General features: G+C 60.4%; 10 protein-coding genes. 6 read left to right on the top strand and 4 right to left on the bottom strand.

Annotated features, from left to right (window positions below; translation table 11 throughout):
• Positions 1 to 415: 415 nt before the first annotated feature.
• Positions 416 to 1,555, bottom strand: a complete 1,140-nt coding sequence (locus K0M74_RS05915) for a DUF1996 domain-containing protein (RefSeq protein WP_293969121.1) — start codon at positions 1,553 to 1,555, stop codon at positions 416 to 418.
• Between the two features lie 272 nt (positions 1,556 to 1,827).
• Entirely contained in the window at positions 1,828 to 3,027 is a 1,200-nt protein-coding gene (locus K0M74_RS05910; protein WP_293969118.1) for a DUF1996 domain-containing protein, read from the bottom strand.
• A gap of 364 nt (positions 3,028 to 3,391) precedes the next feature.
• On the opposite strand from K0M74_RS05910, the gene K0M74_RS05905 reads away from it, so the two are divergent.
• The 5 genes from K0M74_RS05905 (at position 3,392) to K0M74_RS05885 (ending at position 6,576) form a co-directional block, all read left to right on the top strand.
• A complete protein-coding gene (locus K0M74_RS05905; protein ID WP_293969115.1) occupies positions 3,392 to 4,081 on the top strand; it encodes an acyltransferase in 690 nt (229 codons plus the stop codon).
• On the top strand, positions 4,081 to 4,221 hold the full coding sequence (locus K0M74_RS05900) for a hypothetical protein (protein ID WP_293969112.1): 141 nt from the start codon (positions 4,081 to 4,083) through the stop codon (positions 4,219 to 4,221). Before K0M74_RS05905 ends, K0M74_RS05900 begins: the two co-directional genes overlap by 1 nt.
• A gap of 59 nt (positions 4,222 to 4,280) precedes the next feature.
• Positions 4,281 to 4,844, top strand: coding sequence for a hypothetical protein (locus tag K0M74_RS05895; RefSeq protein WP_293969109.1), 564 nt, complete (start codon positions 4,281 to 4,283; stop codon positions 4,842 to 4,844).
• 168 nt (positions 4,845 to 5,012) lie between these two features.
• Positions 5,013 to 5,168, top strand: coding sequence for a hypothetical protein (locus tag K0M74_RS05890; RefSeq protein WP_293969106.1), 156 nt, complete (start codon positions 5,013 to 5,015; stop codon positions 5,166 to 5,168).
• A gap of 52 nt (positions 5,169 to 5,220) precedes the next feature.
• A complete protein-coding gene (locus tag K0M74_RS05885; RefSeq protein WP_293969103.1) occupies positions 5,221 to 6,576 on the top strand; it encodes an O-antigen ligase family protein in 1,356 nt (451 codons plus the stop codon).
• Here the strand turns inward: K0M74_RS05885 and K0M74_RS05880 are convergent.
• Positions 6,524 to 7,636 (bottom strand): acyltransferase, encoded by a 1,113-nt coding sequence (locus K0M74_RS05880; protein WP_293969100.1) that lies wholly within the window; start codon positions 7,634 to 7,636, stop codon positions 6,524 to 6,526. The two genes, K0M74_RS05885 and K0M74_RS05880, sit on opposite strands and share 53 nt — an antisense overlap.
• Positions 7,637 to 7,831: 195 nt before the next feature.
• Between K0M74_RS05880 and K0M74_RS05875 the strand changes: the two genes are divergently transcribed.
• Complete coding sequence (locus tag K0M74_RS05875) at positions 7,832 to 9,214, top strand: oligosaccharide flippase family protein (protein ID WP_293969097.1); 1,383 nt, start codon at positions 7,832 to 7,834, stop codon at positions 9,212 to 9,214.
• Positions 9,215 to 9,993: 779 nt separating this feature from the next.
• On the opposite strand, the gene K0M74_RS05870 is transcribed toward K0M74_RS05875, so the two are convergent.
• Positions 9,994 to 10,756, bottom strand: a 763-nt coding sequence (locus K0M74_RS05870; RefSeq protein WP_293969094.1) for a HEPN domain-containing protein, incomplete at its 5' end; no start/stop codon positions are given.

A 10,756-nucleotide genomic window follows, 5' to 3' on the forward strand; every position in this document is an offset into this window, starting at 1 on the left:
GCACGGCATGCCAAGGGGCGCAGCCTTCAGGGCCGGTCGGACATGGATGCTCTCGGTGACCTTGGTCGCTGGCGAGAAATCGTCCCACGCTCCCCTGTTTGCGGTGAGGGATTTGGCCGTATGTTAACCACCCGGTGCTAGATCACAGGTCTCCCGCTGCGCTGCTACCCCGGAGGCGCGGGAGGTTCCTGTCTCGGGACGGTCAACCCATGACGTCCCGAAATCAGAAAGGCTCTGTTGCTCGTCAATAGAGCCTTTTTGTTGGCGGCGGCGATCGCCTGCCGCACGTGCGGCGCGCGATGCTGCGATGTCGGCTCACCATGCGCTTCGCATGCGGTTCCGACCGTGTCAGCGATGCTTTTGCTCGACCGGGGCCGCCTTCGAGCCGCCGTTCGTTGTCGTCGCCAGGTGCGTCCTAGCGAGCGGAATTGGCCGCATGATGTTCGGCGCCATGGTCGGCATTTTCGGGTACCGCGACCAGGCGGCGCGAAACTTGCCGCTGGGGATAATGTTTGCCGCGGGACAGAATCTGCCCGTCTCCCAGGTCCCCATCCGAACAATTGAGGAGCTTGTCGATGCATCCCGCTTCCCACCGAAGCCGTATGTCGTCCTCCCAGGCCTCGAAATAATCGCTGTGGAAACTTGCGCCCGGGCGGCGCAGCGCTGGCGGCAGCATAGCATCGCTCGAAAGGTGCCAAAGCTTGGGTTCGTCGCCCGCTTCAATGCTGTAGCCAACGCCCATCGTGAATTGCGGGATGATGTAAGGATGCGAGGCGGGACAGGCGTTCTTCCCGCTGTTCCGGTCGCGGACCATGTCGGCCAAGTGGCTGCGATGGTTGGATGAATCGAGATCGACACCGTTCCAGCATTGCGGGGTGGCAATGGTGGCAGACAGCCATTGCCCTGGCTTGCAGGCCTTCATCGGCTCGACCATATCAGGGAATGCAGCGGTGGTCGGTGTCCAGACGTTCACGCACTTGAAGTTGAACAGCTTAGTGTTTTCCGGCTGCGGCTCATTGGGGCGGGTCTGATCCCAGCCGAACACAAAGCGAAGTCCGCGCGGGATTCCGACGCAGTCCTTGCCCGCAACCTTGCATACCGGATCGCTGGCGGGGCGGCGCTTGTAATAGATCGACACGGAATCGGGGCGAACCACATTGCCCTTGCCGTCGAGCATGGCTGGCATCCAATAGGCGGAGCGGTTCAATTCATTCTGGCAGGTGCTTTCACCGGACTTGCGCAGGCTCTCGTAGGTCGAGTGAGCATTCGCTCCGAGGTTGCCGAAAAACTGGTGAAGGTGCGCCTTGCCCGGTTGACCTCGGTAGACGATGGGGTCGTCATAGCTTAGCTGCCCCGGACCGCACAGGAAGCGGAAGGCGCCGACAACATCGGGCGCGGCGCTGGGCGGGATGCGTTTGGGACCAAGCAAGCTGGCCACCGGCAATCCCGACGGCACCTGTCTTACTTCGCCGGCATTCCTCGCGAGATTTTCCTCGCGTGCATCGCCGGACAGCGCCGAGCCGGCCAGCACCCATATCAGCGCCAGCATTTTCATCGCCATGCACCTGTCGTTCGCGCGCTATCGTCGAAGGCCCGCTCGTGCCTAGGCCAATTATCATGAAGTTTGTAGAACGCCGCCATCAGCTCACGTTACCGCAGCTTCATGGCGAATGTCGATAGGATCGGACGATCGCATGACCGCTGCAATTGAGGCCTGCTGCGGAACCTTACGAGAAAATATCAGTCGACGCCGCTCAAACTAACCGACCGGACGCCGCGTTGCCGCGAATGCCCTGCGGCGCACGTTCGTTCGGCGGAAGGGATGGCTCAGCTACCGGAGAGGCCCACGAGGCGTGGGCTGGCGGTCCAGCTGGCTTCCCAGCTCTGCTTCAGCCGCTGGCCGTTGCCAAGGTCACCACCCGAACAGTTCAGCATCTTGTCGATGCAGTTCTTTTCCCACAGATTGTGGACGGTCGGATCCCACGCCATGAAGAAATCGGCGTGAAAAGTATCCCCGCGCTTGTGCGTCGGCGATGTGTCCATCGCGTCGGAAACAAATTCGTACGTCTCGCCGGCTGCTTGGGTGTACCAGACCCCCATGACGAAGGCAGGAATGACAAAGGGGTGAGTTGTTGGGCATTTCAGATAGCCCCAATTGCCATAGGAGCCATAAGAAAGATGGCTGCGGTGATCGGTACTGTCGAGGTTCTTCCCGTCCCAGCAATCGGGCGCACTCATTTGCACCCCGATCCGGTTGCCCACCGGGCAGCCGGCCTGAGCTTCCTCGAAATTTTGCCAGTCCTTGCGCGTGAAGGGCACCGGTCCTTCACAGTTAAAGTGCATTTTACCTGTCGGCGCATCGGCCAGGTTTAGCATGTCGCGCCCGAAGATGAACCTTAGGCCATTGGGCAGGGTCGTTGCTTTTCCCTGATATTGGGGGTGGGTCGGATCGGACACGACCGGATCCGACGATGGGCGCCTCTTATAATAGATGGACACATAGTCGGGCCGGACCACCTGGCCCTTTCCGTTGAGCAGGGCGGGCACCCAATAAGCCGACCGATTCACCCGCGACATACAGGTCGAATTGCCAGTGGTCCGCAGCGAGGTATAAGTCGAATAAGCATCGGCAGCATCATTGCCGAAGAACTGGTGCAGATGGCTTCTGCCCGGTTGCCCGGGGAACACGATCGGGTCGTCTTTCTTGAGCTGGCCCGGCATACAGATGAAGCGGAATGCGCCTACTACGTCGGGAGCGGCCGATGGGGGCAGCGACGTCGACACCAATTCGCTCATCGGATCGAAGTTGCTGGCGATCGCGACAACGCCCTGCGTTGACGGGTTTTCCGATCCTGCGGAACTCGTGGGCGGCGGGGCGGGCGTCGGCGTCGGTGTCGGCGCGGGCGCTGGCGCGGGCGCTGGCGGCAGCACCACGGTATGGGCAGAGCTGCTGCTGTCCGAACCCCCGCCGCCGCCGCACGAGGCGGTTGCGAGAGCAAAGGCGGACACTAGACCAAGACGGCGCATAGGTTTTCCTTTGATGGTAAAATCATACTTCGACTGCTGGCTCAGCCGAACAGACGGCCGCGTCTGCTGAGTCTGTGGCGACCGCTGCGAGTACCGCTGGTTTGATGGCGCCAAACCATGGGCAGCGCCGACAACGGCCAAATTCCTGATTCAGCGACTCTGTTTGCAACATGATGATCGTCCCCGCGTCCCTGAGAGAGAGGTGCCACGCAAACGCTAATTTGAAGTAAAGGCGTCTTACCATTGCCGCGACTGAGACCGTCGCCGCAGTGCCCCGCCCCCCGAAGGCGGGCGTGCTCCGCATTGCGAAACCGGCGCGCGGACTGGCGGGTACTTGCACCCGGCTGGGGCCGCGCGTATCGAGATGGCCGATGGATTAGAGTCAGCCGATCGGGCGCAACGCGATAATCGACGCTGGGCGCGGGATCAGCGTGCTGATGGTGGTCATTGGCCACCTATTTGCATATCCCGCGCGCGAAGTTTATCTGATCGACGCGCTCAATTCTCTGGGTGTGTCGATCGGCGACAGGAGCCTGACCATTTTTTCGTCGCTCGGCAGCTGGGCGTCAGTATCTTTTTTATGATCAGCGGCTATCTGATAACGACGCTGCTCGTCGCGGAGGAAAACGAGCGTGACCGGGTCAGCCGGCGCATCTTTCATATCATGCCAGCCCTCTACATCTATGTGATTGTCATCTATTTGCTGGGGCAATGGGATTTGTTGCGCCTCGACAATGGGGCGGTGCTGCGCAGAGCGTTTTATGTCTGCAACTATTCGGGTTTTTCCTATTCATGGTGGCTTATCCACACCTGGAGTCTCGCGGTCGAAGAACAGTTTTACCTCGTATGGCCGCTGATCTTTGCGTTCGCAGCCGCATTTCGGCGGAGCGCCGCCGTCATCATTCTGGCGGGTCTGTTCGTCGGCTGGCTGGTCTTCGCACCGCGCGGCAGCTTCATCAATATTATGGTCGGCGTGCTGGTCGCATTGTCCGCTGCCTTGCGGCAGCGCCTCGCGCGCGTGGCGCCGAAACGGTTTATGCGCGTTGGGACTTGATGCTCGCGTTCGCATTCATTCCCTTGGCGATCGAATCCTATTTCCTGATTGAAAAGCCCATGGTGCGGATCGGCCACCGGATATCGCGCCGCATGATGCAGCGGCAGCGCGAACCGGCGATGGCGGGATCGTCCGCCTAACCCATTCGGTGCCGTGGCCTAGGTCGTCGCTCCGCTGCGTTGCGGGGCCGCAACGCGAATTGTTAATATTGATCGGGTATTCGAGCAGGCCAGAAGGATTGGTCATGTCTCGAGCTATTCTGCTTTTTGTTGTGCTGCTGGGCGGCTGCGCGCCAGGGGGGAGGGATATCGCCCTGTCCGACATCAACCTTAGCGACATGCAGACGGTGCGCCAGATCCGGGATCAACTCGCGCCGCAGGATGGGATCGCCTTTGCTAATTATATTCTCCGGCATCATGCCAAATCTGCCAGCTATTGTGGCAAGCCACTGCTCGACGCCGACGGCAAGGAGCCTGCAACCGTTGGTGACGCCATCGACCTCGCGGTTCGTCGTGATGCTATGGAGCAGGCGGCCTTGCTAGCATCGCAGGCACCCAAACACCCCCTCCAGTTTGCGCGCGAGGAGTGGGACATGTTGCAGCGCGACCGCGACATTGTCATCGATACCCAGACCCGCCTCCGCTCCGAATTTGGTGATGGTGCCAGCCGCCACCCGGAATGGGCGTCGTTGGAAATCCGGTCAGCCGAGATCGACCGGAAACTTGTCGCCATGCAGCCGACCGTTTTCGGCGCAGAACGCTAGCGCTGGTGCTCGCTGCGGTCTTGTGATGGATGCGTCAGGTGGGGCTTGGCCGAGCATTTGGATGAACGGGATGACCGCGATTCGCCGAACCCGACCCTTCATCCGTGCTCGCCGCGCCTCCTGCAAACTCAGGCGCCCGGCGATGTCCGGTGGCAGGCGCAATTTTGCATGCTTCACCGCCCCGGCCATGCCAACAGCGAACATGGTAGCAACGAAGAGGAACGACATACTGACGCTATCGGTTTCGCTGCCGCGAATAGGCTGGGCGGTCTTGACGAAGACGTGTCGCGGCTCGTGCTCGTCCGCGCCTTTCGCTTCGCTTGAATGCTGCTAAGGCACAATCGCCATGCGCATTATTGCACTCATTTTTATATTGTTGGCCATTCCCTTGGCCGTCGCTTGGCTGAAGTCAAAGCCCTCGCAACGTAAATGGGCCTATTTTGCCGTCGGCGTGCTTCCCTTCACGATCAGCGCTCTCAACCTCGATGCGTCGCTGATTTCTTGGCCAGCTTGGTCGGGCTACGCAAAAGGCCTGATTATCACCCTGCTCGACTCGCTTGCCTTGGCGCTGGTCATCGTTTCGCGCGCGCCGGCCCGTCGCCTGCCGTTTCTGGCGCTGCTCATCGCCTATCTCGTCGCCGCCGGGCTTTCGATGGGCTTTTCGACCGTGCCGATGAGCACAAGCTTTTACGTGTTCCAGCTCATGCGCGTGGTCATCCTGTTCATGGCGGTGGCGTCTTTCGCCGGGCAAACCGGAGCCTTGCGCTGGCTTGCGATGGGGCTGGCCACCGGTGCGATTTTTCAGGTGGTTGTGACGATCGATCAAAAATTCTCGGGCGCTGCGCAGGCGGCCGGCACAATGGGGCACCAGAACCTGCTCGGGCTCATGCTCCATTGCGTGACTTTGCCTCTTCTGGCTTTCCTGCTGGCAGGAGAACGTCGAAAGATTTTCATGCTGGGCGTGCTGGCCGCGCTGGTTGCTGTCGCGTTCGGCGCTTCGCGCGGCGCGGTCGGTTTTGTCGGCATTGGCATGGCGATCCTGTTTTTCCTGTCAATCGTGCGCAAGCCGACCGCGCACAAATGGAAAATGGCCGGGCTCGCCGTCCTGGCCCTCGCGGTCGTCACCCCCGTGGTGATTGCGAGCTTTGGCGATCGTTACGAACTGCGTCCGGATTCGGAGGGCTCGAATGAAGAACGTATCTCCTTCGAGGCGGCCGCGAAGGCCATGTGGTCCGATCACCCGATGGGTGTGGGGGCGAACCAGTATATTCTGATTGCCAACGTCAGCGGTTACTCCGAACGGGCCGGGGTGATATGGAACTTTGAAAGTCGCTCGGCACCGGTGCACAATATGTATCTGCTGATTGCGGCGGAAACTGGATGGCCCGGGCTGATTACTTTCGTGATGCTGATTATCTGGTCGATCCTGCGCGGGCTGGCTTTTGCATTTGGAAACCGAACGGACCCGCGCGGCGAAATTGTGCTGGGCGCCAGCGTCGCCATATTGGTGCTCGCGCTGCACGGCTTGTACGAGTGGGTCTTCGTCACATTTTATGCGCAATATGTCTTTGCGATTTCGCTCGGTATTATTGCGGGGATCATTCGCCAGGTCGAACGCGAGAAAATGACCCGCAAGCAGCCGCCGCGACGATCAGCGCGTCAAGGCGCCGCGCAGCCAGTCAGGGATGACCGGTCTGCACCAGCGGCAGAGGGGATTTCCGCCGCGGGGTAAGCCAGCCCAACATGCGCTTTTCGACGCGGTGGTGCAGAAATTCGGCGACCAGCAAGGCGGCGAGCGCGAACGGGATCGCGATGAGAGCGGGTGGCTGCTCCGCGAGCCAGGGGATCTGGCGGGCGAGTTCGATCGCGAGCGTCACGAGCAGGATGTGAATCAGGTAGAGCGCGTAACTGCTGTCGCCAAAATGGCCGAGCTTGCGAACGAGCGCCGAGGGCGCACGCGCGGCTTCGTGCATCGCGAGGCCGAGGATTAGCATCACGCTGGGTACGCCCCACATGACCACCGAGGGTGCCCGCTCATATCCTGCTGCGATTCCCGCCCCGAAAAGGATAATCGCGAGCACGGTGATTGTCAGACCGCCGCGTCTGGGCAACTTGCCCGACACAAGCAGCCATCCGATCGCCGCTCCAGCAATAAACTCGAGGAGCAGGCTGCTGGTGACCAGGGTCCATGCCGGATGGTCGATCTGCACCACCGCCCCCGCGGCGACCGAGATCGTGAAAAAACCGATCAATATGGTCAGGCCGCGGCCGGAGCCGGCAAGCATCGCAAGTCCGAAACAGAGATAGAAATACATCTCGAACGCGAGGGTCCACGCAGGGCCGATGATGCTCGATGCGTTCCCGGGCAAGAGCAGCAACGCGCCCGCCGCTTCCCGAAGGCCTAAGGCATAGGCTTGTCCGATGAGGACGTGGACGGCGAGGTAGAGCGCCGCGCAGAGCCAGTAGATCGGATAGATTCGCAGCAGGCGCCGCCGGAAGAATGTCTTTGCCGCAAAGGCTTTGCCGGGCGGATTGGTATAAACCATGATAAATCCGCTGATGACGAAGAATATATGCACGCCAACCGCGCCGAACGCAAAGAGATAGGATTCGGCCGCGAAGAAGGGGGTCGTGAACCGGATTGCAAACGCCTGGTGGACATGGAAGAGCACGACGAGCATCGCCGCAATAGCGCGCATCAACTGAATCGAATGCACTTTCTTGGCCGGGAGCGCGTTAGCCGCTTCGGCGGCTGGCACGTGCCCCGTTTCGCCATTCGACCCTCTGCTCATACTCGTCCCTCGTTCCAGCATCCCTATTATCACCGCATATTCGTTTGTCATTTGCCTTGATCGATGGCGCTGCTAAGGGCCGTGGCTCGATGGGGAGTGGCCTGCTGCACGCGGCGACGGGTTCGAAGAAGGCGAGTGTATCACGTGGATGACCGCCCGCCACAGGATGCGTCCGGCTTGGGCTCACCCTCGCGAATGATCGCTGCGGTGCGCGGCATTCTGCATCCGCGGCAGGCGATTTTTGGCGCCGCAGGCTGGGTGACCGCGACTTATGTCGCGCAGCAGGCGCTCCGCCTCGGCTCGAATATTGTTCTCGCCTGGCTGCTCGCCCCAGCGTTGCTGGGTACTATGCTGCTGATCAACACGCTGCGAACCGGAGGGGAATTGCTCACCGACATCGGGGTCGGGCAAAGCATCGTAAACCATCCCCGCGGCAACGAACCGAAATTTTACAATACCGCCTGGACCATCCAGATCGTCCGCGGGCTGCTGCTGTTCGTACTGGCAATGTTGCTCACGGCGCCGATCGCCCATGGCTATGACAACCCCGAGCTGCTGTTGCTCTTGCCGGCGGTCGCTCCGATTTTCATCATTACCGGCCTTACCTCACCGGCGCGCTTCCTGCTCCAGAAGCAGCTCGCGGTCCGCAAATTGGCCTTGTTCGATCTGGCTTCCGCGGGTTTTGGCACTCTGGTCCAGATCGGGTTCGCCTTTTACATGCCGACGATCTGGGCGCTCATCTGGGGCCTTCTAGTCAGTACTGCGATACCCGCGGCGGCTAGCTTCTTTCTGATCGACTGGCGCTCGCACCGGCTGGCGTGGGAGCGCGAGGCGGTCCGGGCGATCATCCATTTCGGCAAATGGATATTCCTCGCATCGCTGGTCTATTTCCTCGCGATGAACTTCGATCGGCTCTACTTCGCCGATGCGATCCCGCTCACCCTGCTCGGCATTTACGGCATCGCCCGAACCTTTTCCGACACGATCATGCAGCTGTTTCAGCGCCTTGGAAGCCTCCTGATCTTTCCGCGCGTTTCGGCCTCGGCCCTGCGCGGCAGCGACTTGCAGCGCGCGATCGGGCCGATGCGCCTGCTGGTTCTGGCGAGCGTGTCGGTCAGCCTGGCGTTCGGCATCGCGATCGCCGACGAATTTATCTACTTGCTCTATGACGATCGCTACAAGGCAGCGGGATTTTTCCTAACCGTGTTGCTGGTCGGCACGTGGTTCGGAATTGCGGCAACGATGGCTGACGCAACGATGATGGGCATCGGCAAACCAGCGAACGTCGCCCTTAGCAATGGCGTGAAACTGGGGGTAATCGTTGCCGCACTGCCCTGGGTACTGACGCATTACGGGATTAACGCCGCGCTTGTCGTATTCGTGCTGGCAGAGGCGTTACGCTACGCCATGCTGACCTGGCGCCAGCGATCGCTGGGACTGAGCTTTATTCGCCAAGACGTTCTGATGCTGGCTATTTTTATTGGTCTGATTTTCCTGCTCCGCGAAGCCACATCGGTACTGGGCATCACCGACGGCATGGCCGGGTGGCAGGCGCAGTCATCGGTTTCGCATATATGATAGTTCTGGAGCGGGTCGCTACGGTAGCTGACGTCCTTACGTGTGCGTGCGGATTCTGGACCGGTTCCTGAGAATGTACATGGCTGCGGGCGCCTGGGTGCTGCGGAACATCGCTGCGGACGCGTGCCGCTGCGCGCACGGTTCGCAGAAGCTGACCACATGTATTTGATATATTTCTTAAGATTGTCTGCAAGATCTGATGGCATGCGCCATTCCCCGCATGCTTCAATGCTCGCACGCCTCTACGCAAGATTCAGTCTGTAGAGCGTCGACGCAATATCCGCCGAGCCAGAGGTAGCGCAATTGGGCGGATGCTGGACATCCCGGCCCAGCAACATCGCGGTTGCAGCCAGGATATCAGCCGGAAGCGAGAGGCGGACTCTGGGCCGCGCGCGCTGCAAGTTCGGCGATGCGTTTGGAGCAGATCGCGTGAACGGCGCGACCCAGTTCCTCAACACAGCTGCCAAGCCAAAGAAGTTCTTGTTCGGTGATGCGTTAGTGCTTCGATTATGCCAAGCGGCCCACTATGCCGAGTGGGCGCGCGAATGCCCTGGTTTCCAACAACTTTGCGGTGATCGGCGCGGCATAGTTTTACGCTGCTCCTCTGCACTCATCGCAGAGAAGGAAGCTATGACGCTGGATGATTTTTTGAACGGCAGCTGGACGATCCGCGATTTGCGTGCGGGGCCATTCAGGGACTGCCTCGACCTGTATACGGCCCGGCTGCGCAAATACGGCTACCTTTTCTCGACGCGCTGTTGCCAGCGGCTGCTGAGTGATCAGAGGTCGGCCTTCTGCCGGAGCCCATCGAGCCATTCGCGCGACACCGTCTCGACCGTGTCGCGCAAAATGGTCACCGCTGACCTGATCGCCTGCAGATCATCGCTACCGATGTCGTACGCAGCCGAGTAGCGAGCCTCGACATATGCGCGTTTCGCCAGTTCAAAGCGCCGGCGGTCGAGCTTCGTCGCCCGCGGCCAGGCCTCGACGAGCCGCGGGTCGCGGTCCTCTGCCAGCGAGCGCAGGAACTTCAGATTATGCGAACGCGGGACATACTGGCTGCGCACCAGAAGGAAGCAGGTGTAGGCACGTTCCGCAGCTTGATGCAGCGTGAAGGCGGCGTCGTTAAACTTTCGCTTCTCGATGCAAAAGTCCGCGATCTCGAGCGCATCGTTCACCTTCGCAGACCAGTCCGCAAAATAACCGCTGGCCATTTCATAGGCATCAGATGTCGTCAGCGGCATCGGCGTGGTCAGTTCACTGCCGGGCAGATCGTAAAGCACGATGCCGTCGCGCGCGATGTCGACCCAAAAATATTCGCCGCGCTTCAACCCGCGGTTCACTTCCTCGAGAGTGTGGACGATGATGTTGACGGGCCGCGCGATCTCCGCATCGCGCAGAATCTTATCCTCGGCGACATACCAATATTCGGCAATATCGGTGAGATTGGCGTGGCTGACGATGATCAGCAGATCATAATCCGACTGATAGCCATTCTCGGGCTCGTCGACCCAGTCGCCGCGCGCATAGCTGCCGAACAGA

Origin of the sequence: Sphingopyxis sp., assembly GCF_019459305.1 — a bacterium.
In the GTDB taxonomy this organism is placed as follows: domain Bacteria; phylum Pseudomonadota; class Alphaproteobacteria; order Sphingomonadales; family Sphingomonadaceae; genus Sphingopyxis.

Coding starts and splice junctions, on each gene's coding strand:
- K0M74_RS05915 (WP_293969121.1), bottom strand. CDS start 1,555: ATGAAAATGCTGGCGCTGATATGGGTGCTGGCCGGCTCGGCGCTGTCC.
- K0M74_RS05900 (WP_293969112.1), top strand. CDS start 4,081: ATGCTCGCGTTCGCATTCATTCCCTTGGCGATCGAATCCTATTTCCTG.
- K0M74_RS05910 (WP_293969118.1), bottom strand. CDS start 3,027: ATGCGCCGTCTTGGTCTAGTGTCCGCCTTTGCTCTCGCAACCGCCTCG.
- K0M74_RS05875 (WP_293969097.1), top strand. CDS start 7,832: ATGATCGCTGCGGTGCGCGGCATTCTGCATCCGCGGCAGGCGATTTTT.
- K0M74_RS05890 (WP_293969106.1), top strand. CDS start 5,013: ATGCTTCACCGCCCCGGCCATGCCAACAGCGAACATGGTAGCAACGAA.
- K0M74_RS05905 (WP_293969115.1), top strand. CDS start 3,392: ATGGCCGATGGATTAGAGTCAGCCGATCGGGCGCAACGCGATAATCGA.
- K0M74_RS05880 (WP_293969100.1), bottom strand. CDS start 7,636: ATGAGCAGAGGGTCGAATGGCGAAACGGGGCACGTGCCAGCCGCCGAA.